We start from the raw sequence: 25,674 nt of genomic DNA on the forward strand, positions 1-25,674 counted from the left end.
TGCTGACGCCACATGTTCCCAGGGAGCACTCCGAGATGGCTCAACCTGTCACCGACCCGTTCGCCCAGCAGCGCCCCAGCCGCATGCCGGTGCACCGTTACCTCCCGTACGACAGGCAGTTCCGGGTCGAACTGCCGGACCGCGCCTGGCCGACCCGCCGCGTCGAGGCCGCGCCCCGCTGGTGCGCCGTCGACCTCCGCGACGGCAACCAGGCGCTGATCGACCCGATGTCGCCCGAGCGCAAGCGCCGGATGTTCCAGCTCCTGGTGCAGATGGGCTACAAGGAGATCGAGGTCGGCTTCCCGTCGGCCAGCCAGACCGACTACGACTTCGTCCGCCAGCTCATCGAGCAGGATCTGATCCCGGAGGACGTCACCATCCAGGTGCTGACCCAGTGCCGGGAGCACCTGATCGAGCGCACCTTCGAGTCGCTGCGCGGCGCGCGCCGGGCCATCGTGCACTTCTACAACTCCACCTCGACGCTCCAGCGCCGGGTGGTCTTCGGCCTGGACCGTGACGGCATCACCGACATCGCCACCCAGGGTGCCCGCCTCTGCCAGAAGTACGCGGAGATCCACACCCCGGACACCGACATCCACTACGAGTACTCGCCGGAGTCCTACACCGGCACCGAGCTGGAGTACGCGCTGGAGGTCTGCGCGGCGGTGATCGAGGTGGTCGACCCGACCCCGGACCGGAAACTGATCGTCAACCTGCCGGCCACTGTCGAGATGGCGATGCCGAACGTCTACGCCGACTCGATCGAGTGGATGCACCGGCACCTGCCCCGGCGGGACAGCCTCTCGCTGAGCCTGCACCCGCACAACGACCGGGGCACCGGCGTGGCCGCCGCCGAGCTGGGCCTGCTGGCCGGCGCCGACCGGATCGAGGGCTGCCTGTTCGGCAACGGCGAGCGCACCGGCAACGTGGACCTGGTGACGCTGGGCCTGAACCTGTTCTCCCAGGGCATCGACCCGATGATCGACTTCTCGAACATCGACGAGATCCGGCGCGCCGTCGAATACTGCAACCAGCTCCCGGTGCACGAGCGCCACCCGTACGCGGGCGACCTGGTCTACACCGCGTTCTCCGGCTCCCACCAGGACGCCATCAACAAGGGCTTCGCCGCGCTGCACGCCGACGCCACGGCGGCCGGCGTGCCGGTCGACGAGTTCACCTGGGCGGTGCCCTACCTGCCGATCGACCCGAAGGACCTGGGCCGCACCTACGAGGCGGTCATCCGGGTCAACTCGCAGTCCGGCAAGGGCGGCGTCGCGTACATCATGAAGTCCGAGCACCAGCTCGACCTGCCCCGCCGCCTCCAGATCGAGTTCTCCGGCGTGGTGCAGGCCGTCACCGACCACGACGGCGGCGAGGTCGAGCCGGGCACCATGTGGGAGATCTTCGCCCGCAACTACCTGGTCGACCACCAGGTCGACCCGGCGGTCACGCTGGCCGGCTACACCATCGGCACCGTCGACGGCAAGGTCGAGATCGACGCCCGGGTCGGCTTCGACGGCGGGACCCACGCGCTCACCGCGGTCGGCAACGGCCCGATCGACGCGTACGTCAACGCGTTGCAGTCGCTGGGCGTGACGGTACGGGTGCTCGACTACCACGAGCACGCGCTCGCCTCCGGCGGTGACGCGCAGGCCGCCGCGTACGTGGAGTGCGAGGTGGACGGGCGCACGGTGTGGGGCGTCGGGGTGGACGCCAACATCGTCACCGCCTCGATCAAGGCGGTCACCAGCGCCGTCAACCGCACCCGCTGACGTGCAAGGCGGGGCCCCTTCTTAACGCTTAACGCATAGGAAGGGGCCCCGCTTAACATGCGTCCTCGGCGCGAGCCCTGCGGTGTTAATAAGGGGCCCCGCCTCTACCGAATGCGTTAAGAAGGGCCCCCGCCTTGCCCCCGCGGGCGGTGGATGAGCACGGCGGCCAGCAGGGCGCCGACGAGCAGCAGCCCCGCGCACCACGCCAACGCCCCCCGGTACGCGTCGGCCAGCGCGCCCTTCTGCTCGTACCCGGTGCCGGACAGGCCGACCAGCAGCGGCAGCGCGGCCACCGCGAGCAGGCCGCCGGCCCGGGAGGCGGCGTTGTTGAAGCCGCTCGCCACCCCGGCGAACCGGTCCGCAACGGCGCCCAGCACCGACGTGGTCAGCGGCGCGACCACGAGCGTCAGGCCGGCGCCGAACAGCGCCACACCGGGCAGCACGTCCACCCAGTAGGACGCGCCCGGCCCGACGCGGCGCAGCAGCAGCAGGCCGGCGGCGGCGACCACCGGGCCGACGGTGAGCGGCAGCCGGGGGCCGATCCGGGCGGAGAGCGCGCCGGCCCGGGGCGAGCCGACCAGCAGCAGCAGCGTCATCGGCACCGTGGCCAGGCCGGTGAGCAGCGCCGACCAGCCGACCACGTTCTGCAGGTAGACGGCGAGGAAGAAGGTGAACCCGCCGAGCGCCGCGTACACCACCACGGTGAACACGTTGAGCACCGAGAAGAGCCGGCTGGAGAACAGCCCGGTGGGCAGCATCGCGGTATCCCCGCGCCGCCGCTCGACCAGCACGAAGACCGCCACGGCGGCCAGCCCGACCAGCGCCGCGGCCAGCACCGCCGGGGAGGCGCCCCGCGCCGGGGCGTCGATCAACGCGTAAGTGACGCCGCCGAGCGCCAGCGCGCCGAGCAACGCGCCGGCCACGTCGAACCCGCCGTGCCCACCGGTACGCGAGACCGCCTCGTCCCGGCTCTCCGGCACCCAGCGCATCGTGGCGAGCACCACGCCCACGGCCAGCGGCAGGTTCACGAAGAAGATCCACCGCCAGGAGAGCGCGTCGATCAGCCAACCGCCGACCAGCGGCCCGAGCGCGGTGGACACGCCGGAGAGGCCGGACCAGGTGCCGATCGCCCGGCCCCGGTCGTCGGGGTGGAAGCTGGCCTGGAGCACGGAGAGCGAGCCGGGGGTGAGCAGCGCCCCGCCGGCGCCCTGGAGGAAGCGGGCGGCGATGAGCCAGCCGGTGCCCTGGGCCAGCCCGCAGAGCACCGACGCCGCCGCGAACCAGACCACGCCGAGCAGGAAGATCCGCCGCCTGCCGAACCGGTCGCCGAGCGCGCCGCCGAGCAGCACGAACGCGGCGAGCATCAGCAGGTAGCCGTTCACGGTCCATTGCAGACCGGCCACGGTGGCCTTCAGTTCGGCGCCGAGGCGCGGCAGCGCCACGTTGACCACGGTGCTGTCCAGGAAGACCATGCCGGAGGCGAGGATCGCGGCGAGCAGCGTGCCGCGTCCGGCGGCGGAGCCGGTACGCAGTGCGGGAGCGGGAGCGGTCACGTCCATCCACTCTGCCCGTGATCTTCCGCCCACGCCACGAATCACGGAAACCGCCGCCGGGTACTGTGCGGACTCGCCCGGAGCCCGCAAGCTGGAGAGGTGTCGTCTGTGCGTACGAGATCAGGAGTCCAAGCCGGGCTGGCCGCCGCGCTCACCGCGGTGCTCGCCCTCGGCGTGGCCGGCTGTGATGGCCAGGTCACCGAGCCGGATGCGCCGCCGAGCGCTGCCGGGAACGTGAACAAGCAGCTCGGCGAGCTGACCGTGGCCGCCGCCGGGTCGATGAAGGGCTACAGCCGCTCCCGGTTCCCGCACTGGCGGGACACCGGCAAGAACTGCGACGTGCGGGACAGCATCCTCCAGAAGGACGGTGAGGGGATCAAGCTCTCCGGCTGCAACGTGGTCGGTGGGCGATGGGAGAGCGTCTACGACGGGGTGGAGCTGACCGACCCGTCGGACGTGGACATCGACCACACCGTGCCGCTGGCCAACGCCTGGCGCTCCGGCGCGGACGAGTGGGACGACTCGAAGCGCGGCGACTTCGCCAACGACCAGACCCGGCCGCAGCTCATCGCGGTTTCTCTCCGCTCCAACCGGGCAAAGGGTGACCAGGACCCGTCCCAGTGGAAGCCGGCGAACCGGTCGTACTGGTGCCAGTACGCGGCGGACTGGGTGACGGTCAAGCACTACTGGCGGCTGACGGTGACCAGTGCCGAGAAGGCCGCCCTCACCGACATGCTGGAGGGTTGCACATGGGCGAGCAAGCCGTGACCGGGGCGGATGGCACACCGGCCCCGGGGAGCACGCCGGACGCCACCGGCGACGACGCCGCGGCGGCCGGCACCGACCCGACCCCGACCGGTCCGGCCTCGGCCGGGATGACCGCGGACGGCCAGCAGGCCGCGCCCGCCGACGTCTCCGGGGCGGGCATGTCCGCCGACGCCGCACCGGGTGCGCCGACCGGCCCGGCGAGCCGGACCGCCGACATCACCGCCGGTCCGGGTGGGGTGATGACCGACGAGGTGGGCGTGGTGACCGGGGAGCTGACGTTGCGGAGCGAGCACGCCGACGGCCGGGTGACGCTGCGGGTGCAGTACAAGGACGCCGACGAGTGGTACGCGGTCACCGGTGGCTCGGCGCCGCTGGCCGACCCGGCCGGGCTGGACGCGGTGCACACGGTCGCGGTGGGCCTGCTGAACCGCCCCGAGGGCTGAGCCGGGTGGACGCGTCGGCCCCCGGGCGGGGGCCGACGCGTCGGTGTCACGGGGTCGGGATGAGTTCGCCGGTCTCGCCCGGCGCCGCGCCGTCGTCCGGGCGGACCAGCTCCGGCTCCACCTCGTGCGGCCGGATCCGGCCGGCCGCGATGTCCTCGGCGTAGTGGCAGGCGACCCGGTGCCCGTCGAGCACCTCGCGCAGCGCGGGCCGCTCGTCGGCGCAGCGGGTGGGCTGGGCCCACGGGCAGCGGGTGTGGAACCGGCAGCCGGCCGGCGGGTTCGCCGGTGACGGCAGGTCGCCGGCGAGCAGGATCCGCTCGCGGCGGTCCTCCACCTGGGGGTCGGGCACCGGCACCGCCGACATGAGCGCCCGGGTGTACGGGTGCATCGGCTCCCGGTAGAGGTCGTCGCTGGACGCCTCCTCGACCAGGCCACCGAGGTACATCACCCCGACCGTGTCGGCGATGTGCCGGACCACCGCCAGGTCGTGCGCGATGATCAGGTACGTGAGGCCGCGCTCCTCCTGCAACTCGTCGAGCAGGTTGAGCACCTGGGCCTGGATCGACACATCCAGCGCGGACACCGGCTCGTCGGCGACGATCAGGTCCGGTTCGAGCACCAGCGCGCGGGCGATGCCGATGCGCTGGCGCTGGCCGCCGGAGAACTCGTGCGGATACTTGCTGAGCGCGGACGCGGGCAGGCCGACCGCGGCGAGCGCGTCCCGGAGCCGCTTGTCGACGGCCGCCTTGTCCTTCGCCAGGCCGTGCGCCTTGAGGCCCTCGACCAGCAGCGATTCCACCGACTGCCGGGGGTCGAGGCTGGACAGCGGGTCCTGGAAGATCATCTGGATACGGCGGCGGATCCGGCGCATCGGCTCGGCCTTGAGCGAGCGCAGGTCGGTGCCGTCGAAGACGATCTCCCCGGCGGTCGGTTCGACCAGCCGCAGCAGGCCCCGGCCGAGCGTGGACTTGCCGCAGCCCGACTCGCCCACCAGCCCGTACGTCTCACCCTTGTTGATGGTGAGCGAGACGCCGTCGACGGCGTAGACGTGCCCGATGGTCCGGTCGACGAGCACGCCGCTCTTGATCGGGAAGTGGACCTTGACGTCGCGCAGTTCGATCAGGGGTTCGGTCGTCCGCTCGGTCGACTCGGTCACGGGACCGCCACCTCCTCGGAAACGGGGTTGTTGCAGCGCAGGTCGCCGCCGTTCGCGGTGGGCTCCAGCGGGGGCGGCCCGTCCAGGCAGGCGTCCACCACGTTGTCGCACCGGGGGGCGAACGCGCAGCCCTCCGCCCACGGGATGTTGTCGGCCACCGAGCCGCGGATGGCGTGCAGCCGCTCACCGCGCGGCGAGTCGAGCCTCGGCACGGAGTTGAGCAGCCCGTGCGTGTACGGGTGCCGGGGCCGGGCGAACAGTTCGTGCCGGGCCGCCCGCTCCACGATCTTGCCGCCGTAGAGCACGTTGACCGTGTCGCAGAGCCCGGCCACCACGCCCAGGTCGTGCGTGATCATGATCAGCGCGGTGCCGGTCTCGTCGACGAGCTGCTTGAGCAGCGTGAGGATCTGCGCCTGGATCGTCACGTCCAGCGCGGTGGTCGGCTCGTCGGCGATCAGCAGCCGCGGCTTGCAGGCCAGCGCGATGGCGATCAGCGCGCGTTGCCGCATGCCGCCGGAGATCTGGTGCGGGTACTCCTTCAACCGCCGGGTCGGGTCCGGGATGCCGACCGCGTCGAGCAGCTCCCGGGCCTCCTTCAGCGCCACCTTGCGGTCCATGCCCCGGTGCCGTTCGAGCACCTCGGCCACCTGGGTGCCGATCGGGATGACCGGGTTCAGCGAGGAGAGCGGGTCCTGGAAGATCATGCCGATGTCCCGGCCGCGCCGGTCCCGCAGGTCCTCCGGGCGCAGCTTCAGCAGGTCGGCGCCGTCGAAGTTCACCTCGCCGGTGACCTTGTTGCCGCGTTTCGGCAACAAGCCCATGATCGCCAGGCTGGTGACGCTCTTGCCGCAGCCGGACTCACCGACCAGGCCGACCGTCTGCCCCGGCTCCACGCTGAAGCTGACCTCGTCGACCGCGGTGAACGGCCGCTCACCCTTGCGCTGGAACACGACGCTCAGGTCGCGTACGTCGAGCAGGCTCATCGGGTCACGTCCTCACCGTGCTGGTCGTTGGTCCACACCGCGCTCACCGCCGGCTCTTCGGGTCGATCGCCTCGCGCATGCCCTCGCCCAGCAGGGTGAAGCCGAGCGCGACCACGATGATCGCGGCGGCCGGGAAGTAGGCCAGCTCCGGGCGGACCTCGAAGTACCGCTGACCGTCCACGCCGAGCATCAGCCCCCACTCGGCGCGGTTGATGTCGGGGTCACCGAGGCCGAGGAAGGAGAGCGACGCGGCCTCCAGGATCGCGGTGGAGAGCGTCAACGTCGCCTGCACGATCACCGCGGTCATCGCGTTGGGCAGCATGTGCCGCAGCACGATCGCCCCCCGCTTGACGCCGAGCGCGCGGGCGGCCAGCACGTGGTCGCTCTCCCGCTGGGCGAGCATCGAACCGCGCAGCAGCCGGGCGAAGATCGGCACGTTCACGATGGCCACCGCGAGGATGACCGTCCACTGGCTGGACCGGCTGGCCAGGGCCACCAGGCTGATCGCCAGCAGCAGCGCCGGCAGCGCCAGCATCACGTCGGTGAAGCGCATCAGGATGTTGTCGACCCAGCCGCCGAACGCGCCGGCGAGCGCGCCCACCAGTACGCCCAGGGCCAGCCCGATCAGCGTGGCGAGCACGCCGACGAACAGTGTCTGGCGGCTGCCGTGGATCATCCGGGACAGGAAGTCCCGGCCGAGCGGGTCGGAGCCGAGCGGGAACTCGCTGCTGGCGCCGGGGATGTTGTCCACGGTCAGGTTGCGGGTCAGCTCGTCGAAGCGCTGCGCCGGGTCGTGCGGGGCCAGCAGCGGGGCGAAGAGCGCGACCAGCACGAAGATCGCCACGATGGCCGCGCCGACCATCGCGGTCGGGTTGCGCCGCAACCGGCGGAACGCGTCCCGGACCAGGCTCACCCCGCCCTTGTCGGCGGTGGCCTGGGCCAACTGCTCCAGCCGGGCGCGCTTGCGCTCGCCGAGCCGGTCCAGGCCCCGGGGCAGGGTGCCCTCGGGCTTCTCGGTGACGGCCGACGGGTCCACGCTTTCACGCGGGGCCCCCACGGTGGGGCGGGTGATCGGATCGCTCATCGCACACGCACCCTCGGGTCGATGAAGGCGTAGGAGAGGTCGACCAGGAGGTTGACCAGCACGAAGACCAGCGCGGCCAGCAGGATCAGCGCCTGGAGCACCGGGTAGTCGCGACCGCCGCTGATCGAGTCGTAGATCAGCGTGCCGAGGCCGCCCCAGTTGTAGACCCGCTCGGTGAGCACGGCCCCGGAGAGCAGCGCACCGGTCTGCAGGCCGATGGTGGTGACCACCGGCAGCAGCGCGTTGCGCAGGATGTGCCGGCCCCGGATGGTCTTGTGCCGCAGCCCCTTCGCCTCGGCGGTGCGGACGAAGTCCTCGTTGAGGACGTCGAGCACGCTGGCCCGGGTGATCCGGACGACGACCGCGAGCGGGATGGTGGCCAGCGTGACCGCCGGGAGGATCAGGTGCCACAGCGCGTCGCCGGTGGCGTCGAACTCCCGGGTGAGCAGCCCGTCCAGCACGAAGAAACCGGTGATGTCGGTGTTGTCCATCCCGGTGCTGATCCGGCCGGACGGCGGGAACAGGTGCATGTTCTGGGTGAACACGTCCTTGAGCAGGTAGCCCAGGAAGAAGATCGGGATCGAGATGCCGAGCAGGGTGCCGCCGATGCTCAGGTTGTCGAGCAGCCGGCCGCGGTGCCGGGCGGCCAGGTAGCCGAGCGGCACACCGAGCCCGATCGCGATGATCATCGCGGCGGCGGCCAGCTCGACGGTCGCCGGGAACGCGCGGCCGATCACCTCGGTGACCGGGTCGCCGCTCCGGATCGAGTTGCCGAAGTCGCCGGTCAGCAGCCGCTGCATGAACTTCGCGTACTGGACCAGGATCGGCTGGTCGTAGCCGAGCGCCTTGACCAGCAGCGCGCGCCGCTCCGGCGTGGCCCGCTCACCGAGCAGCGCCTCGATCGGGCCGCCGGGCAGGTTCCGCAGCCAGACGAAGACCAGCGCGGACAGCCCTATCAGGGTCACCACCAGCTGGAGCAGGCGGCGAACTATGACTCGCAACATCTCTCACACACCAGATTCTCGGTTGAACAGCGGGTCGGCCCGGGCCGGGAGCGAGAGCCCGGCCCGGGCCGATTCCGCGTGTGGCGTCAGCGGTGGAGCCGCCTCAGCCGACGCTGACGGTGTTGAACCGCTCGTCGGTCAGCGGGCTGGCGACGAGACCCTTGACGTCCTTGGTGACCACGATGGCCGGCGGGGCGTGCCAGACCGGCACGGCCGGCAGCCACTTGGTGGCGATGTCACGGTTGACCTGCTCCCAGGCGGCCTTCTTGCCGGCCTCGTCGACCGTGCCGTCCGCCTTGGCGATGGCCTCGAACATCTCGGTCATGCCCTGGTCCCCGAACTCGACCTTCTCGCGGCCGAAGAAGGTGCCGACGAAGTTGCCCGGGTCGTTGTAGTCCCCGGTCCAGCCCAGCAGGTGCAGGTCGTGCTTGCCGAACTGCTGCACGTCGTCCTTGTAGCCGCCGTTCCACGGGCGGGCCACCCCGTTGACCGTGATGCCCACGGCCTTCAGGTCGTTGGCCAGCACGGTGAAGATCTCCTGCGGGTTCGGCATGTACGGCCGGGACACGTCGGTGGGGTAGTAGAAGTTGAGCGTCAACTTCTCCGCGCCCGCCTCCTTGAGCAGCTGCTTGGCCTTCTCCGGGTTGTAGTCGTACTTCTGCACGTCCGGGGCGTAGCCGAGCACCGTGTCCGGCATGAACTCGTCGGCGACCTTGGTGCCACCCGGGCCCTTGGTCTGGACGAGCTGCTGGCGGTTGAGCGCGTAGGCGATCGCCTGCCGGACCCGCAGGTCCTTCAGCTTCGGGTTCTTCTGGTTGATGCCGAGGTAGAGGATGTTGAACGCGGGGCGGTCGAGAACCTGGTAGCCCTCACCGGCCAGCGCCTTCCGGTCGGCCGGGGCCGGGAAGTCGATGCCCTGGACGGTGCCGGCGCGCAGCTCCTGCTTCCGGGTGTTCTCGTCCTTGATGATCTTGAGGACGAGCTTGTCGACCTTGGCCTTCTCGCCCCAGTAGTCGGCGTTGCGCTCCAGGGTGATCTCACCCTTGGTCTTGTCCCAGCCCGCGAACTTGAACGGGCCGGTGCCCACCGGGTGCTCGTTGGCGAACGCGCTGTACTCGAACGAGTCGCCGTTCTGCTTCACCGTGTCGGCGTCGTACTTCTTCAGCGCCTCGGGGCTGGCGATGGAGAGCGCGGTCAGCGCGAAGGCACCCGGGAAGGCGCCCTTGTACTGGTTCATCGTGACGACGGCGGTGCCGTCGTCCTTCGCCTCGCACTTGTTGTAGACCGGCTGGCCGACGCCCTCGGCCTCGTTCTTGGCGAAGCCGCCGAACGTGTCCGAGTAGTAGATCATCTGCGACTGGGCGGCGGCGCCCTTCATGTTGAACCAGCGGTCGAAGTTGAAGCAGACCGCGGCGGCGTTGAAGTCGGTGCCGTCGTGGAACTTCACGCCCTTGCGGAGCTTGAAGGTCCACACCTTGCCGTCCGGGTCGTGCTCCCAACTCTCCGCCAGGGCACCCTGCAGCTCGGCGGTGCCGGGCTTGTTCTGCACGAGGGTGTCGTACATCTGGCGGATCGGCCGGAACGACTCACCGTCGTCGTTGAAGATCGGGTCGAAGTTCTTCGGGTCCCCGGCGCCGGCGAAGACGAAGGTGCCGCCGCTCTTGGCGCCCCCACCCTCGTCGTCTCGGTCGCTCTTGGCGCAACCGGACGCACCGACCGCCAGGGCGGCCGCGGCCGCGAGGGCCATGGCCGTTTTCAGCCTGCTCGCCTGCATCTCTCACCTCTGTCATGCACATGTGTCCACGCCGAGCTGTGACTCAGTCCGTGAGCGGGAGGTTATGGCATGTCACACAGAAGAGGAACGGGCGAAGGGTAATCGCTATCAAGCCGACACCTTCCGAGGCCGCCTCACACCACGGCCCGGTGGTGGGCACACCGCCCACCACCGGGCCGGGAACTCAGACCGCCCGGCGCCCCTCGAAGGCGCGGCCCAGCGTGATCTCGTCGGCGTACTCCAGGTCGCCGCCGACCGGCAGGCCGCTGGCCAACCGGGTCACCGCGATCCCCATCGGCTTGACCATCAGCGCGAGATAGGTCGCCGTCGCCTCGCCCTCGGTGTTCGGGTCGGTGGCGAGGATCAGCTCGCGGACCTCACCGCCGCCCAGCCGGGTCATCAGCTCCCGGATCCGCAGGTTGTCCGGGCCGATGCCCTCCAGCGGATTGATCGCGCCGCCGAGCACGTGGTAGCGCCCGCGGAACTCGCCGGTCCGCTCGATCGCCACCACGTCCTTCGGCTCCTCGACCACGCAGAGCACCTCATCGGTACGCCGAGGATCGCGGCAGATCCGGCACTGCTCGGACTCGGCCACGTTGTAACAGGTCGTGCAGAACCGGACCAGGTCCTTGACCTTGCGCAGCGCGCCGGCCAGCCGGTTGACGTCGGCCGGATCCGCCGACAGGACGTGGAACGCGATCCGCTGGGCGCTCTTCGGGCCCACGCCCGGCAGCCGGCCCAACTCGTCGATCAGATCCTGGATGGCGCCTTCATACATCTGTCGGCTCAGAACCCGGGCAGGCCGAGGCCGCCCATCCCGCCCGCGACCGGGCCCATCTTCTTCTCGGTCAGCTCCCGGGCCGCCTCGGCGGCGTTGTGCACGGCGGCGACGACCAGGTCCTCCAGCGTCTCCACGTCCTCCGGGTCGACCGCCTTCGGGTCGATCTTGATCGCCTTCAGCTCGCCGGTGCCGGCGACGGTGGCGGTGACCAGGCCGCCGCCGGCGGTGCCGGTCAGCTCCGCCTCGGCCAGCTCGGCCTGGGCGTTGGCGATCTGCTGCTGCATCTTCTGCGCCTGCTTCAGCATCTGCTGCATGTTCGGCTGTCCACCTGGGCGCACGGACCGCTCCTTCTCGCACTCGTCTGCTCGGCCGCCGCTCAGCCTATCCGCTGAGCGGCTGGCTCCACCCCTGCGCGGCGGCCCGCCCGTCGCACCCGACACCGGGTGGGGACGGGCGGGTCGCACGGCCCGGACGGTCACCAGGGCTGCGTCCGGCCGCCGGACCAACCCGCGTCGACCGCGAAGACGTCGAGCTGACCGTTGGTGTCGCCGTACACCAGATTCGTCGCGTACGAGGTGAAGGGAACGAACCGGCCCTGGTAGTCGATGGAGGGGTCGTTGCTCCGGTCGTTGGCCTGGGCGCCCTCGGCGGAGACGCTCAGTCGGGTGGTCGTCCCGGTGGGCCACTCACTCAGGAAGACGTCCTCGACGCCGTTGGTGTCGCCCGGCACCAGGTTGGTGGCCACCGAGACGAACGCGACCCGCCGGCCGTCGCCGCTGAGCGCGGGCTGGTTGCTGGGCGCGTTGGCCTGCGCGCCACCGGCGGCGACGCTGACCCGACGCGTCACGCCGGTGACCAGGTCCCGGACGAAGACGTCCTCGACGCCGTTGGTGTCGCCCGGGACCAGGTTGGACGCCCGGGCGCTGAAGGCGGCGAAGCGGCCGTCGACGCTGATCGCCGGCCCGCTGCTGTCGCCGTTTCCCTGGACGCCGGCCGAGGAGACGCTGACCCGGGAGGTGACGCCGAGCAGCAGGTCGCGGACGAAGATGTCGGCGACCCCGTTGGTGTCGCCGGGCACCAGGTTGGACGCCGCCGAGTAGAAGATCGCGTACCGCCCGTTGCCGCTGATCATCGACGAGGTGAAGCCGCTGGGTCCGTTGCCCTGGACGCCCGCGCTGGAGACACTGACGCGGGTGGTGGTCCCGAGCAGCCGGTCCCGGACGAAGAGATCCGCCACCCCGTTGGTGTCGCCGGCCACGAGATTGGTCGCGTACGAGGTGAAGGCGACGAAGCGACCGTCGTGGCTGATGCTCGGCACGGTGCTCTCGCCGTTGCCCTGCGCGCCGGTGGTGGAGACGCTCACCAGGCTGGTCGTGGACGTCAGCCGGTCCCGGACGAAGATGTCGCGGACGCCGTTGGTGTCCCCCGGCACCAGGTTGGAGGCGACCGAGATGAAGGCGACGTAGCGGCCGGTGCCGCTGGTCGCCGCGCCGAAGCTCACGCCGTTGCCCTGGGCGCCGGCGCTGGAGAGGCTGACCAGGGACGTGGTGTGCAGCTCGCGGTCCCGGACGAAGACGTCGATGACGCCGTTGGTGTCCCCCGGCACCAGGTTCGTGGCGGCCGACTCGAACGAGACGTAGCGTCCGCTGCTCGAGCTGCTGCTGGCGGCGCTGCGGGCGTTCCCCTGGACCTGGTCACCGGACACGCTGATCCGGATGGTCGTCGGATCGGGCTGCGGTGCCGCGGCAGCTCCGGAGGCTGCTGCCACCGTCGTCGTCAGGGTCAGGGTCGCCACGAGGGCCGCGCCCACCGGAACAGTTCTCACTTTCCCCACCAACCCTCTCGAAAAGCACCAAACTGCATCGAGGGTTGCCTGTTCTGGCCCGCGCCGTCAAGGCCCTGACCAGGAGAAACGTCTATTTGTCCGGATGACGCGGACCGATGGATGCGGGTAGCCGGGAGGAGCCCTACCGGGCGTCCACCTCGTCGATCTGCTCGGCGCCGAACGCCTCACGGAGCAGCCGTACCGCCTGCTCCTGACTGGACTCGCGCGCGGTCCGCTCGTCGATGACCTCGTCCAGCGGCTCGTCACCCGGGTCGAAACCCTCGAAGTTCGCCGCCGCCGGCGTCGCGCCGCCGGAACGACCCGCGCCGCCGCGCACCGGGCCGTCGAAGTCCGGGTCGTACGGCGGCTCGCCGGCCCACTCGGCGTCTGCCGTCTTCCGGGCCGCCGCCGGCCCGGTACGCGGGCCACGTCCCGCCGCAGCCGCCCGGGCCGCCGCGATCGCACTGCTCACCGGCGGCCCCTTCGGCACGGCCGGCGCCGTCGAGGACGTGGCCGGTTCCGGTGCGGCCGGGACCGCGTGGGCCACCGGTGCGCCACCAGGCGGCGTACCGGCCGGTCGGGCCGATGCCGGCCGCTCGTCCGCGCTCGCGGAACCGCCCGGGCGCGCCGGCTCGGGCCACTCGTCCGCGCTGACGGCGGCGCCACCCGGGCGGGCCGGCTCGGGCCAGTCCTCGACCGCGTCCGCGGCGGGAGCACCATCGCGTCCCGCCTCACCAGCACCGGGATCGGCCCGGACCGTTTCACTCCGGCCGCCCGCGCCACCTGTCCGCCCCGGTCCGCCGACCGACCCCGGTCCGCCCGCCGACCCCGGTCCGCCCGCCGGCCCCGGTGCGCCCGCCGGGTCACGCGACAGGCCCGGTCCGCCCGCTGCGCCGCTTCCCGGCCTGCCGGACGCGTCGCGCGCGTTTCCCGGCCCGCCGTGGGCGCCGCCGGCACGACTCGTGCCGTTCGGGCCAGCGGCCCCGGCATGGCGGGACGGGTCGACACCGTCCGGCTGCTGGCGGACGGGCGTCTCCGGCGGCGGAGCTGCCGGGCGAGTCGGACGGGACGGGCCGCCGAGCGACACGCCGCCCCGCTCACCGGCCACCTCGCAGCGGATCTGCCAGCGACCGCCCAACTCCTCGTAGAGCGCGTCGGTGAGCACCGCGGCGTGGTCCGCCATCATCTTCGCCAGCACCGTCGACTTCACGGTCAGCACCAGCGTGTCGCCGTCCAGGTCACGCACCACGGCATCGCGCATCAACGCGGCGATCCGCTTGTTGCTCCGGTTGACCTTGCCGACCACCTCCGGCCAGGCCCGGCGCACCGCGACGGCGTCCAGCGCGCCCGGGCTCGCCGCGCCTGGACGGGGCGGCTCGGGCGTGGACGGATCGGGCATCACCGCCGACTGTGGCACCGGACGACGGACCGAGGCCGCCGACTCCGGACCGACCGGCCGGTGGGAGCCGGCATCCAGGCCCGCCGGCGACGAGCCGACACCCGGACCCGCCGACGCGGGAGAACCGTTGCGCGCGCCCGGGCCTGCCGGCGCGGGAGAACCGTTACGCGCGCCCGGATCCACCGACGCGGAGGACCCGGCGACCGCACCCGGCCCGGAGGCGTCGGCGACCGCGTCCCGCCCCGAAGCGTCGGCGACCGCGCCCGGATCCGCCGGCCCGGCTGAGCCGGTGCCCGCGCCCGGAACACCGGGGGTCGCTCGGGAGGCGGCCGCCAGGGCGGCGGCACGGGCGGCGGCCGGCCCGGTCGGGGCGTCGGCAGCCGCCGGCGTGCCGGCGGTGGACGGGTGGACCGCGGCGGCAGCCGCGCCCGGGGCGGGAGCGGCTGGGCGTACCTCCGGGGTGGGGGTGGTGGACGCGGACGGCGACGGCTCGGCGCCGCCCAGCGTGAGCCGGCGTTCCATCCGCTCCAGGCGCTGGAGCAGGCCGCCGGACGAGTCGTCCGCGCCGGGCAGGAGCATGCGCGCGCAGATCAGCTCCAGCAGCAGCCGGGGCGCGGTGGTGCCGCGCATCTCGACCAGGCCGTTGTGCACGATGTCGGCGCAACGCGACAGCGTGGCCGGGCCGAGGCGCTGCGCCTGGGCGGCCATCCGCTCGATCTGGTCGGCCGGGCCGTCGATGAGGCCCCTGGCGGCGGCATCAGGCACCTGCTGCAGGACGATCAGGTCGCGGAGGCGTTCCAGCAGGTCGGAGGCGAAGCGGCGCGAGTCGTGCCCGGCCTCGGCGACCCGGTCGACGGTGGCGTACGCGGCGGCGCCGTCACCGGCGGCGAGCGCGTCGCACATCTCGTCGATCAGCGCGGAGTCGGTGACGCCGAGCAGCGCGGCGGCCCGGGCGTAGCCGACCCCCTCCGGGCCCGCGCCGGCGATGAGCTGGTCGAGCACGGAGAGGCTGTCGCGCATGCTGCCCCCGCCGGCGCGCACCACCAGCGGGAAGACCGCCGGCTCGACCTTGACGCCCTCCGCCTCGCAGAGCTGCTCGAGATAGGGACGGACCACCTTCGGCGGGAACAGCCGGAACGGGTAGTGGTGGGTCCGCGACTTGATCGTGCCGAGGACCTTCTCCGGTTCGGTGGTGGCGAAGATGAACTTGACGTACTCCGGGGGCTCCTCGACCAGCTTGAGCAGCGCGTTGAAGCCGGCCGACGAGACCATGTGCGCCTCGTCGATGATGTAGATCTTGAAGCGGCTGCGGGCCGGGGCGAAGAACGCCTTCTCACGCAGCTCCCGGGCGTCGTCGACACCACCGTGGCTGGCCGCGTCGATCTCGATGACGTCGATCGAGCCGCCGCCGTCGGGAGCCAGCCCGCGACACGAGTCACACTGCCCGCACGGCTCGGGGGTGGGGCCCTGCTCGCAGTTGAGGGAGCGGGCCAGGATCCGGGCGCTGGAGGTCTTGCCGCAGCCCCGCGGACCGGAGAAGAGGTAGGCGTGGTTGAGCCGCCCGCTACGCAGCGCCTGCGACAGCGGCTCGGTGACCTGTTCCTGGCCGATCATCTCGGCGAACGTCCGCGGCCGGTACTTGCGGTAAAGGGCCAGTGCCACCCGTCCCGCCTCCTCTCGACCGAGCCATTCTGCGCCGGTCGGCCCCGGGTGACCACCCACCACCCCGTGACTCGACCCGCGGCGACGTTACCCGGACCCGGAGACAGAAAGGCCTCCCGTGCACCCGGCAGAGCTCGCTTATCCTTGCTGCCTTCCGGCCCTGGGGAGGTTCACGAGATACCGCCGCACGGGAGGTGACGCCAAGCCTACCCGAAGCCGTGTGGATCTTCCGGGAGGGTGGGGTGGCCCGCCGTCGCGGGACCTGTATCCTGGCTCGCGGAGGATTCGCCTAGAGGCCTAGGGCGCACGCTTGGAAAGCGTGTTGGGTTTACACCCTCACGAGTTCGAATCTCGTATCCTCCGCGCGTCACGACAGGGCCGGCCCCACGGGGACCGGCCCTGAGTCGTCTCCGGCCCGCCCCCACCCGGCCCGCCCCGGCGATCATGAGGTTGACGGCGATTCCAGTCCGAATTGCCGCCGCCAACTCATGATCGTGCCGTGCGGCCGCCCCTACTGACGGAAAGCCCCCGGGATCCGGCGGAGACCGTTGTTGACCAAGGAGTTCGCGTCCGGAGGCAGACCGAGTCCGGACGCGAACTCCTTGATCGCCACCTGGCGGTCAGGCGAGGGCGGGCAGCGGGACCGTTGATAACGATTTCTGGACCGGTTCATCGGGTTGGTGGGCACATCAGCGGCGGTTCAGGCATTGACAAAGTTAACCGGTTAAGCCGACCATCGTGGATATCTTCGCCGGGTCGGACGCCGGAAGGGCAACCGACGGTCCGACCCGTCCGGGCGGCGAGGGCTCCCCGCAACCACCATCCGTACGGGAGTTCTCATGATCCAACGCACCCGCACGCGGGCCTGCCTGGCCGGGGCGGCGGCAGCCGTCACCGCGCTGGCCACCGCGTTCGTCACCACACCACCCGCCCAGGCCGCCGCCGGCGCCTGCTCGGTGACCTGGCAGGTCACCAACGACTGGGGCGGCGGCGCCAGCACCACCGTCACCATCACCAACACCGGTGCCGCCGTGAACGGCTGGACGCTGGGCTGGGCGTTCCCCGGCAGCCAGGTGATCGGCGACATGTGGAACGCGACGAAGACGCAGTCCGGCGCGAACGCCACCGCCACGAACGTCTCCTACAACGCGAGCGTCCCGGCCGGTGGCACGGTGAGCTTCGGCTTCAACGTCACCTACAGCGGCTCGAACCCGGCCCCGACCGCGTTCACGTTCAACGGCGCGGCCTGCGGCGACACCACGCCACCGAGCCCGACCGGCAGCCCGACGCCGAGCCCGACCGGCAGCCCGAGCCCGAGCCCGACGGTGGACCCGAACCCGACCACCACCCCCACCGGCAACCTGGCGCTCAACCGGCCGGTCACCGCGTCGTCGACGGAGAGCCCGAACGCCGCCGGCCAGGCGGTCGACGGCAACGGCGGGACCCGTTGGTCCAGCCTCTACGCCGACCCGCAGTGGATCCAGGTCGACCTGGGCGCCACGTACCCGATCAACACGGTGCGGCTGCGCTGGGAGGCCGCGTACGGCAAGGCGTACCAGATCCAGACCTCGACCGACGGCACCACCTGGACGCCGGTGTTCAGCACCACGACCGGCGACGGCGGCACCGACGACGTGACGCCGGCCGGCGCGAGCGGCCGGTACGTGCGGATGTCCGGCACCGCGCGCGGCACCGCCTGGGGCTACTCGCTCTACGAGTTCGAGGTGTACGCGGTGAAGCCGCCCACCCCGCCCGGCCCGGACTGCGGCCAGGCCCCGGCCGACCCGCAGGCGAACTCGAAGGCCCGTAACCTGATCTGCTACCTGCGCACCCACACCTACGTCAGCGGCCAGACCGACCTGCCGGACGCGGACAAGGTGCAGCAGCTGACCGGCCGCTACCCGGCGATCGTGGCGTTCGACTTCATGGAGTACACCAAGGGCAGCATCCAGACCCAGCAGGTCATCGACTGGGCGAAGGCGCGCAACGGCATCGTGGCGTTCCAGTGGCACTGGTACTGCCCGCGCGGCGGCAACTACTCCGCGCCCTGCGACTTCCAGCCCGACCTGAACAACCCGTCGTCCCAGCTCTACAAGGACATCGACCTGGTGGTGCGCGAGCTGAAGAAGATGGGCGACGCCGGCGTGCCGGTGCTGTTCCGCCCGCTGCACGAGGCGAACAACAACTACATGTGGTGGGCGAAGAAGGGCCAGGACGCCTACAAGCAGCTCTGGCGGCTGATCTACCAGCGGGCGCAGCTCGCCGGCGCGCACAACATCGTCTGGGTGTTCAACGGCATGGCCAGCGGCCAGGGCACCTCGTTGGCGTCCTGGTACCCGGGCGACGGCTACGTCGACCTGGTCACCTCGGACTACTTCCAGAGCAGCAGCGACTTCGCCACCACCAAGGCGGTCAGCGGCGCCAAGACCACCGGCGTGGCGGAGACGTTCAGCCCGCTCAACCCGAACTCCGACCCGGCCTGGCCGTACTTCGTGGTCTGGGCGTCGCGGGACTGGAACGGCAGCGGCAAGGACGTGGCCGGGCTGTGGCGCACCGCGATGGCCAACCCGCGCACCATCTCCATCGACCAACTGCCCGACATGTCCGCGTGGTGACGACCTGATCGCCAGGGGGCCGGGCCCGTCGAGGGTCCGGCCCCCTTCTCGCGTACGCACAGAGCCAGCCACCTATGCGCCTTCTGTATACCGAGCAGTGACGCAGCGGGTTGAATGAGCCGATGACCGCGATGTCGAGGCGAGCCGGTTGCGCCCGCTGTGGGGCCGGCCTGGCGGCGGGCAACCACTCCGGGCGTTGCGCCCCCTGCCAACGGGCGGAGCGGGATCGGATCGTCGCAGCGCCCGACGTTCCGGCAGCCTTCTGGTCGCACGAACCGCTTCGCCGAGCCTTGGCGGAACGGCACCTCGGCCGCGTGATCCGCGCCTACCGCCACCATCCGTACCACGGCCGGCAGCCGCTGCCTCAGGCCACGGTGGCCAGTTGGTTCAGTGTCACCCAAGCGCAGCTCAGCCGCGTCGAGACCGGGCCGCCGATGGTGCACCTCGACCGGCTCGCGCATTGGGCTCGGATCCTGGGGATTCCCGCGCACATCCTGTGGTTTCGCCTCCAGCCCGGGCGGGACGCCGCTCCGCCACCCGTCGCCGGAGAAGCCGGTCCCCACCTGCTCCGCGCACTTCGATGTGCGGATCGGCAGATCGGCGGACGGAACCTGTACCGCGCGGCGCTGGCGCACATCACCGCGTTCTCACAGCCGACGGGGGAATCCTCAGCCATCCCTCGGCCGACGCTCCTGGCGGCAGCAACGCTGCACGAGATGGCCGGCTGGATGGCACACGATTCCGGCGACTCGGCCACCGGCCGCCAGCACTTCCGTGACGCGCTGGCGCTCGCCGTCGACAGCGGCGCCCACCTCCTTGTCGGTCAGATTCAGGGCAGTCTCAGCCATCTCGCATCCCACGACGGCAACGCAGCGGCAGCCATCGCCCATGCCATCGAAGGGCTCGGCGTAGTCGCGGACGAAGAAGCGGGCGCACGGGTCCGCGCGCGGCTGTTCGCCCTACAGGCGCGCGGTCTCGCGGCAGCGGGCCGAGCCACCGAGTGCCACTCGTCTCTCCGCCTCGCCGAAGCCGCACTCGGCCAGGCAGCAGCGTCGCCAAGCGCATGGTTGAGTCCGTTCGACCGCACCTCACTCGACATCGAGACGGCCCGGTGCTTCCTTCGTCTCGGTGATGTGACGGCCGCGCTACGCCTGCTCGACGACATCGTGACCGACGAGCCGACCACCCGGGTACGCAGTCAGGCACTTGCCCGGACGCTGCTGGTCACGGCGCTGGACGGGCAGGCCCGGATCGAGGAGGCGTGCCTGGTCACCCATCAGACCATCGACCTCACCCACGGGCTCGGTTCCACCGTCGTCCTCGATCAGCTCCGGCATCTCGCACTACTGCTGCGGTCGCATTCCGTCCACCTCCCCGACGTGCCGCAACTTCTGGACCGACTTCGCGACACGTTCCGGGAACGGAGTTGGATGGCACTGCCGCTGCCGACCGGATGAGAGCCGCCGACAATGGGCGTCATGGCCGACGAGCGCCCCCTGTACGAGCGAGATCCGGCAGCCTGGCGCGCGCACCTGGCCGAGGGCAACGCGCGCCAACCGCGTAAGCGGGTCGGGGTGGACGTGCTCCTGCGCAACGGACGTGGCGAGATCCTGCTCGTCGACCCCCGCTACAAGCCGGACTGGGACCTACCGGGCGGCATGGCCGAGGCCAACGAACCGCCGCACGTCACTGCCGTTCGGGAACTCCGCGAAGAACTCGGGCTGGAGCTTCGCGTCGGGTCGATGCTGGTGCTGGACTGGGTGGCCCCGCACGGCCCGTGGGACGACAGCCTGATGTTCGTCTTCGACGGCGGCCTGCTGCCGGCCACGGAACACCTTCGGCCGACGGACGGCGAGCTGGCCGAGGCGCGTTTCGTCGCGCTCGACGACGCGCGGGCGCTGCTTCGCCCGTACATCTGGCAGCGGTTGCGTCATGCGGTGGCCGCGCTCGCCGACGGACGCCCGAGGTATCTCGTCGGCGGCTCCTGACGTCAGCCGCGGAGGTGGCGCAGCACGGCCAGGACGCGACGGTTGTCGGTGTCCGACGACGGCAGGCCCAGCTTGGCGAAGATGTTCGCCACGTGCTTCTCCACCACTCCGGGCGTGATGACCAGCGCCGCCGCGATCCCGCTGTTGGATCGCCCCTCGGCCATCAGCGAGAGCACGTCCCGCTCCCGTGGGGTCAGCGACGCCACCCCGGTCGTCCCCTGCCCGGCCCGCATCAGGTGGCCGACGACCTCCGGGTCCAGCGCGGTGCCGCCGGACGCCACCCGGGTCAGCGCGTCCACGAAGTCGGCGACGTCGGCGACGCGGTCCTTGAGCAGGTAGCCGACGCCGCTCGGCCGGTCGGCGAGCAGCCGGGTCGCGTAGCGGGTCTCCACGTACTGCGAGAACACCAGCACGCCGACGTCGGGATGGTCGCGCCGGAGGTGGATCGCGGCGCGCAGTCCTTCGTCGGTGTGCGTCGGTGGCATCCGGATGTCGACGACCGCCACGTCCGGTACGGAGGCGGCGACCGCGGACCGCAACGCGTCCGCGTCCGCCACCGCCGCGCACACCTCGAAGCCCCGGTCGGTGAGCAGCCGGACCAGCCCTTCGCGCATCATCGCGGCGTCCTCCGCGATCACCACCCGCATGTCGTCGCCTCCGTTCACACGTGTGTGGGCAGCTCGATCGTGACCCGGGTCGGGCCGCCCGCCGGGCTGTGCACGCGCATCCTGCCGTCCACCACCGCGATGCGGCGGGCCAGGCCGGCCAGGCCGGGGCCGCCCGGGTTCGCCCCGCCGACGCCGTCGTCGGTGACGGTCAGCGTCAGACGCCCGCCGAAACGGACGACGCCGAGCCGGACGCGGGTCGCCCGGCTGTGCTTGGCCGCGTTCGCGAGCAGTTCGGCGGCGCAGAAGTACGCGATGGTCTCGATCGCGGGCGCCGGACGCTCGGGCAGGTCGACGTGCACCGCGGCCGGGACGGCGCTGTTCGTCGCGAGCGTCGCCAACGCGTCACCGAGCCCGTTGTCGAGCACCGGCGGGTGGATGCCACGCACCAGGTCGCGCAGGTCGGCGAGCGCGTCCTTCGCGCCCTGGTGGGCGAGCGCGACCAGCTCACGGGCCTGCCCGAGGTCGGGTGGCGGGCCGTCCACGCCGAGCTTCTCGGTCGCCATGCCGAGGTTCATCGCCAGCGTGGCCAGCCGGACCTGCGCGCCGTCGTGCAGGTCGCGTTCCAGCCGGCGCATCATGGTGGCCGCGTCGTCGATCGCGCGGGCGCGGCTGACCTGGAGTTCGCGTACCCGTTCGGCGAGCCGGCGCGGGCCGAGCAGCCACCGCATCGCGGCCACGTCCGCCGCCGTGCCGGCCCGCATCAGCCATGGCGCGACCAGCAGCATGGCCAGGCCGGCGGCGGCGATGAGGAACGTGCCGGGGAACGTCCGCGTGCCGAGGGGGCCGAACGGCGTGAGCGCCCACACCGGCCCGAGGCGGGTGCCGGGCGGGTGGTTGCGGAACAGCGGCCACCACAGCGGGTAGCTCAGGTTGGCCGGGCCGACCAGGTAGCAGAACGCGCCGTAGCCCTGCGGGATGGCCAGCGGCACCTTGAGCAGGCCGTACCCGACCGCGCGCCAGCCCGGCCCGTCGGCGACCAGCGCCCCGATCCGCGTCGAGCGCCGGGGCGGCGGATCGGCCACGCGCACGCCGAGCAGCCGGTACGCGAGCCGGCGATGCGCTGCTCCCGTCGCGCGCCCGATCGGGGCGGCCAGCACGACCAGCAGCCCGACGGTGAGCGGGAACAGCACCAGGAACACCGGCGCGACGGCCGGTGCGGGCTGCCGGGACGCGGCACCGGTCAGGCGCAGGACGAGGGCGGCCAGCGCCGGCACGATCGCCGGGACGGCCAGGATCCCGACCGCGCTGACCACGCCGACGAGGCAGAACACCGCCCGGCGCAGAGCCAGCGTGGTGAACGGTGCGCGCAGCGCGGTCATCGGTCCAGTGTCGCCGGTCACGCGTCGCGACGGCGCAGCAGCAGGCCGCCGCAGAGGATCGCCACCGCCGCGTACCCGCACATCACCAGCACGCTGAGCCAGCCGGCGAACAGCCCGGGTGTCGGCGTGGTCACCGCGACGGAGTTGAGCAGCATCAGCAGCGGGACGAAGCGGCCGACCGCGATGCCGTCGGCACCGAACAGGCCGACCGCGAACGACGGGACGAACACCAGCGCGAACAGCGTGCCGATCGCGGCGCCGGAGTGCCGTACGACAGTCCCGACGCCCACGCCGATCAGCGCGGTCGCGGCCAGGTAGCCGCCGGTGAGCAGCACCGCGCGCAGGATCGCCGGGTCGCCCAGGGAGGCGGCCGGGATGGCGGTGCCGCGGATCGCGAGTTGCCCGCCCAGGTAGCCGGCGAAGCTGGCGAGCAGGCCGACGACGAGCGCCGCGCCACCGCCGACGACGACCTTCGCGGCCAGGACGGTCCGGCGGCGGGGGACGGCGGCGAACGTCGAACGGATCATCCCGGTGCCGTACTCGCCGGTCACCGCGAGGATGCCGAGCGCGCCGAGCAGGAGTTGGGCCAGGATGGCACCGCTCAGGCTGTTGTTCAGGATCTGGGCGGTGGTGGCCACCGGCGTGTGCCCGCGGTAGCCGAGTCCCACCCCGACGCCGGCCGCCGCCATCGAGAGCACCGCCGCCGTCGCCAGCCACCACGTCGACCGGACGCTGGTCAGTTTGATCCGTTCCATCCGGGCCGCGTGCCGGAATCCGTAGCCGCTCATGACACATCCGTTCCGTGGTAGTCGGTGACCCGTGAGGTGAGCCGGAAGAACGTGTCCTCCAGGTTGTCGCCGCCGGCCGCGAGTTCGGCGACGGTGGTCTCGGCCAGCAGGCGGCCCCGGCCGATGACCACCAGCCGGTCCGCGGTCAGCGCCATCTCGGCGATCAGGTGGCTGGACACGAACACGGTCCGGCCTTCGGCGGCGAGCCGGCGCAGCAGGTCCCGGATCCAGCGGATGCCCTCCGGGTCCAGGCCGTTGACCGGCTCGTCGAGCAGGAGGACGCCCGGATCGCCGAGCAGCGCGACCGCGATCCCGAGTCGCTGGCGCATGCCCAGCGAGTAGGTGCCGGCACGCCGGTCCGCCACGTCGGACAGTCCGACCACGCGGAGCACCCGCTCGACCCGGGACCCGGAGATGTCGTTGCTCGCAGCCAGCGCGGCCAGGTGCGCGCGGCCGCTGCGGCCGGGGTGGAACGCGCCGGCGTCGAGCAGCGCGCCGACGGTCCGCAACGGCCAGGTCAGGTCCGCGTACCGGACGCCGTCGACAAGCGCCTCGCCGTGGTCCGGGGCGTCCAGGCCGAGGATCATCCGCATCGTCGTGGACTTCCCGGATCCGTTCGGGCCGAGGAAGCCGGTCACCGCGCCCGGCTGCACCCGGACGGTGAGCCTGTCCACGGCGGTCCGCTTCCCATAGCGTTTGGTCAACTCACGTAGTTCGATCACGGGATCGACGCTATGCACCGCGCTCGGGAGCGGTAAGCCGGAAACCATCCGACCTGGTCCGGGGGTTTTCCACCCCCGGCGGCGGGCTACCGTTCCAGGGCGACAGCAGGACCATCGTCGTACACATGTTCCATCCACAGCCTGTGGACGCCGAGAGGACCGGATGAGTTACCAGCTCAGCGCCGTGGTCGCCGACGTCGAGCTGCTGCGCGAGCAGACCGCCGACCTGGACCACGCGGTGCTGGCCGCGCTCCGGCAGGATTTCGCGCTGCTGCCGGTCACCCCGCAGCTCGTGGCGGAGCTGACCGGCGAGCCGCCGGATTTCGCCGCCGAGGAGCCCTGCGCGGTACGCCCGTTCCGGCTCGTCCTCTCGCCGCCCCTGGCGGAGCTGCTGGCCCGCTGGTCGAGGCGCGGGCCGGTGGCGTACCTGGAGGCGGAGTTCGCCGGCGGGCTCGGCCACCAGGCGGCGGTGGTGTGGCTGGACGGCGACGTGAGCTGGGGCCCGCGCTTCGACGGCGCGCTGGACCGGCCGCGCACGGAGTGGCCGATCAACACGGCGCTGGCGCGGCTCGGCGCCGAGCCGGGCGCGTGGATCGACCCGTTCGCCGAGCTGGGCCTGCACCTGGAGCGCGACACGGCCGGCTGGCTGGCGCACGGCCGGCGCGGGCTGTCCGCCGACTACTGGGACGAGCTGGCCGAGGAGTGGGAACTGCGCCAATCCGGCCCGCACCAGCAACCTCTTCGCCCCGGTCCCGTTGGGGACTGGGGGATTGCATGAAATTACGACAATTCGGCTTTATCGCCGCGCTGATGACTGCCGCTTCCGTCGCCGGGAGCGGCGTCCATCCACAGGGGCCGGACGTGCCGGCCCGACCGGTCGGCACCGCCGAGGTGGTCAGCCTGAGCGGCCTGCGCAACGCGGAGTTCGGCGCCACCGAGGAGGACCTGACCCGCCGCGGCCTGCTGCGCACCGACGAGGAGGCGTGCGGTGTCACGCTGACCGGGCACGGCTCGGTCAGCCCGATCTTCATCGACGACCGGCTCATCCTGCTCTGGCTCGACGACCCGATGACCACACCGGAGGGGATCGGCGCCGGCACGCCGGTCGGCGAGGTCCGCGCCGCGTACCCCGACGCCGCCGCGCTGCCGGCGCCGCCCGGCAGCCACCGCTTCGCCGGGCTACTCGCCCGCGACGGCGACCGCGCGTACCTGTTCCTGCACGACGGCGTCACCGTCCGAAAGATCATCGCCGGGTACGCGGACTGGGCCCGCCGCCTCTTCGCCGAGGGCTACGGCCCCTGCTGACCAGCCGGTCACGCGCGGTCCGACAAGCTGATTGTCCGACATCGACCACCGTGGAATCATCTCCT

General features: G+C 71.9%; 22 protein-coding genes, 1 tRNA gene and 1 other RNA gene. 9 read left to right on the forward strand and 15 right to left on the reverse strand.

All coding sequences use genetic code 11. From position 1 onward, the window contains the following. The first annotated feature begins 35 nt into the window (after positions 1-35). Positions 36-1,772, forward strand: a complete 1,737-nt coding sequence (gene leuA, locus ACH495_RS09850) for a 2-isopropylmalate synthase (protein WP_396857287.1) — start codon at positions 36-38, stop codon at positions 1,770-1,772. Between the two features lie 116 nt (positions 1,773-1,888). Here the strand turns inward: leuA and ACH495_RS09855 are convergent, their stop codons facing one another. After that, positions 1,889-3,325 (reverse strand): MFS transporter, encoded by a 1,437-nt coding sequence (locus tag ACH495_RS09855; RefSeq protein WP_396857288.1) that lies wholly within the window; start codon positions 3,323-3,325, stop codon positions 1,889-1,891. A 108-nt stretch (positions 3,326-3,433) separates the two neighbouring features. On the opposite strand from ACH495_RS09855, the gene ACH495_RS09860 reads away from it, so the two are divergent. Then, positions 3,434-4,093, forward strand: a complete 660-nt coding sequence (locus ACH495_RS09860) for an HNH endonuclease family protein (protein ID WP_396857289.1) — start codon at positions 3,434-3,436, stop codon at positions 4,091-4,093. Next, entirely contained in the window at positions 4,075-4,536 is a 462-nt protein-coding gene (locus ACH495_RS09865) for a hypothetical protein (protein ID WP_396857290.1), read from the forward strand. The genes ACH495_RS09860 and ACH495_RS09865 overlap by 19 nt, the downstream gene beginning before the upstream one ends. A 46-nt stretch (positions 4,537-4,582) precedes the next feature. On the opposite strand, the gene ACH495_RS09870 is transcribed toward ACH495_RS09865, so the two are convergent. From ACH495_RS09870 to ffs, 10 genes are all read right to left on the reverse strand, one after another. Next, a complete protein-coding gene (locus tag ACH495_RS09870; RefSeq protein WP_396857291.1) occupies positions 4,583-5,692 on the reverse strand; it encodes an ABC transporter ATP-binding protein in 1,110 nt (369 codons plus the stop codon). Next, entirely contained in the window at positions 5,689-6,675 is a 987-nt protein-coding gene (locus ACH495_RS09875) for an ABC transporter ATP-binding protein (protein ID WP_281934235.1), read from the reverse strand. The genes ACH495_RS09870 and ACH495_RS09875 overlap by 4 nt, the downstream gene beginning before the upstream one ends. Positions 6,676-6,718: 43 nt before the next feature. Next, complete coding sequence (locus tag ACH495_RS09880) at positions 6,719-7,660, reverse strand: ABC transporter permease (RefSeq protein WP_396857351.1); 942 nt, start codon at positions 7,658-7,660, stop codon at positions 6,719-6,721. Positions 7,661-7,755: 95 nt separating this feature from the next. Further along, the gene (locus tag ACH495_RS09885; RefSeq protein ID WP_396857292.1) at positions 7,756-8,763 is read right to left on the reverse strand and encodes an ABC transporter permease; all 1,008 of its coding nucleotides are present in this window, start codon (positions 8,761-8,763) and stop codon (positions 7,756-7,758) included. A gap of 103 nt (positions 8,764-8,866) precedes the next feature. After that, positions 8,867-10,537, reverse strand: coding sequence for an ABC transporter substrate-binding protein (locus tag ACH495_RS09890; protein ID WP_396857293.1), 1,671 nt, complete (start codon positions 10,535-10,537; stop codon positions 8,867-8,869). Between the two features lie 184 nt (positions 10,538-10,721). After that, the gene (gene recR / locus ACH495_RS09895; protein ID WP_013289050.1) at positions 10,722-11,315 is read right to left on the reverse strand and encodes a recombination mediator RecR; all 594 of its coding nucleotides are present in this window, start codon (positions 11,313-11,315) and stop codon (positions 10,722-10,724) included. Between the two features lie 8 nt (positions 11,316-11,323). Then, the gene (locus ACH495_RS09900) at positions 11,324-11,632 is read right to left on the reverse strand and encodes a YbaB/EbfC family nucleoid-associated protein (protein ID WP_269694699.1); all 309 of its coding nucleotides are present in this window, start codon (positions 11,630-11,632) and stop codon (positions 11,324-11,326) included. Positions 11,633-11,793: 161 nt separating this feature from the next. Further along, complete coding sequence (locus tag ACH495_RS09905; RefSeq protein ID WP_396857294.1) at positions 11,794-13,023, reverse strand: hypothetical protein; 1,230 nt, start codon at positions 13,021-13,023, stop codon at positions 11,794-11,796. A 262-nt stretch (positions 13,024-13,285) separates the two neighbouring features. Further along, positions 13,286-16,204: a DNA polymerase III subunit gamma and tau gene (locus tag ACH495_RS09910; protein WP_396857295.1), complete on the reverse strand. Its 2,919-nt coding sequence runs from the start codon at positions 16,202-16,204 to the stop codon at positions 13,286-13,288. Positions 16,205-16,311: 107 nt separating this feature from the next. Beyond that, positions 16,312-16,401: signal recognition particle sRNA small type (gene ffs / locus ACH495_RS09915), an RNA gene on the reverse strand. An 81-nt stretch (positions 16,402-16,482) separates the two neighbouring features. Between ffs and ACH495_RS09920 the strand changes: the two genes are divergently transcribed. From ACH495_RS09920 to ACH495_RS09935, 4 genes are all read left to right on the forward strand, one after another. Further along, a tRNA-Ser gene (locus tag ACH495_RS09920) sits at positions 16,483-16,567 on the forward strand. A 476-nt stretch (positions 16,568-17,043) separates the two neighbouring features. After that, positions 17,044-18,819, forward strand: a complete 1,776-nt coding sequence (locus ACH495_RS09925; protein WP_396857296.1) for a glycosyl hydrolase — start codon at positions 17,044-17,046, stop codon at positions 18,817-18,819. 314 nt (positions 18,820-19,133) lie between these two features. Continuing rightward, complete coding sequence (locus tag ACH495_RS09930; protein ID WP_396857297.1) at positions 19,134-20,276, forward strand: DNA-binding protein; 1,143 nt, start codon at positions 19,134-19,136, stop codon at positions 20,274-20,276. Positions 20,277-20,297: 21 nt separating this feature from the next. Beyond that, the gene (locus ACH495_RS09935; protein ID WP_396857298.1) at positions 20,298-20,807 is read left to right on the forward strand and encodes an NUDIX domain-containing protein; all 510 of its coding nucleotides are present in this window, start codon (positions 20,298-20,300) and stop codon (positions 20,805-20,807) included. A gap of 2 nt (positions 20,808-20,809) precedes the next feature. Here the strand turns inward: ACH495_RS09935 and ACH495_RS09940 are convergent, their stop codons facing one another. Genes ACH495_RS09940 through ACH495_RS09955 form a run of 4 tightly spaced genes read right to left on the reverse strand, consistent with a single transcriptional unit; the run spans position 20,810 to position 24,304 of the window. Continuing rightward, positions 20,810-21,454, reverse strand: coding sequence for a LuxR C-terminal-related transcriptional regulator (locus tag ACH495_RS09940; protein ID WP_396857299.1), 645 nt, complete (start codon positions 21,452-21,454; stop codon positions 20,810-20,812). Positions 21,455-21,468: 14 nt separating this feature from the next. Further along, positions 21,469-22,794, reverse strand: coding sequence for a sensor histidine kinase (locus ACH495_RS09945; protein ID WP_396857300.1), 1,326 nt, complete (start codon positions 22,792-22,794; stop codon positions 21,469-21,471). Between the two features lie 17 nt (positions 22,795-22,811). Continuing rightward, positions 22,812-23,582 (reverse strand): ABC transporter permease subunit, encoded by a 771-nt coding sequence (locus tag ACH495_RS09950; protein ID WP_396857301.1) that lies wholly within the window; start codon positions 23,580-23,582, stop codon positions 22,812-22,814. Next, the gene (locus tag ACH495_RS09955; protein ID WP_396857302.1) at positions 23,579-24,304 is read right to left on the reverse strand and encodes an ABC transporter ATP-binding protein; all 726 of its coding nucleotides are present in this window, start codon (positions 24,302-24,304) and stop codon (positions 23,579-23,581) included. The genes ACH495_RS09950 and ACH495_RS09955 overlap by 4 nt, the downstream gene beginning before the upstream one ends. Before the next feature lie 163 nt (positions 24,305-24,467). Here ACH495_RS09955 and ACH495_RS09960 point away from each other — a divergent pair, with 163 nt between their 5' ends. Both ACH495_RS09960 and ACH495_RS09965 read left to right on the forward strand, forming a co-directional pair. Then, positions 24,468-25,082 carry a hypothetical protein gene (locus ACH495_RS09960; RefSeq protein WP_396857303.1) on the forward strand — a complete coding sequence of 205 codons (615 nt, stop codon included), beginning with the start codon at positions 24,468-24,470 and terminating at the stop codon, positions 25,080-25,082. Between the two features lie 32 nt (positions 25,083-25,114). Beyond that, on the forward strand, positions 25,115-25,609 hold the full coding sequence (locus ACH495_RS09965) for a hypothetical protein (protein WP_396857304.1): 495 nt from the start codon (positions 25,115-25,117) through the stop codon (positions 25,607-25,609). The last annotated feature ends 65 nt before the right edge of the window (positions 25,610-25,674 follow it).

It is taken from the genome of Micromonospora sp. NPDC018662 (genome assembly GCF_044391475.1).
Classification (GTDB): domain Bacteria; phylum Actinomycetota; class Actinomycetes; order Mycobacteriales; family Micromonosporaceae; genus Micromonospora.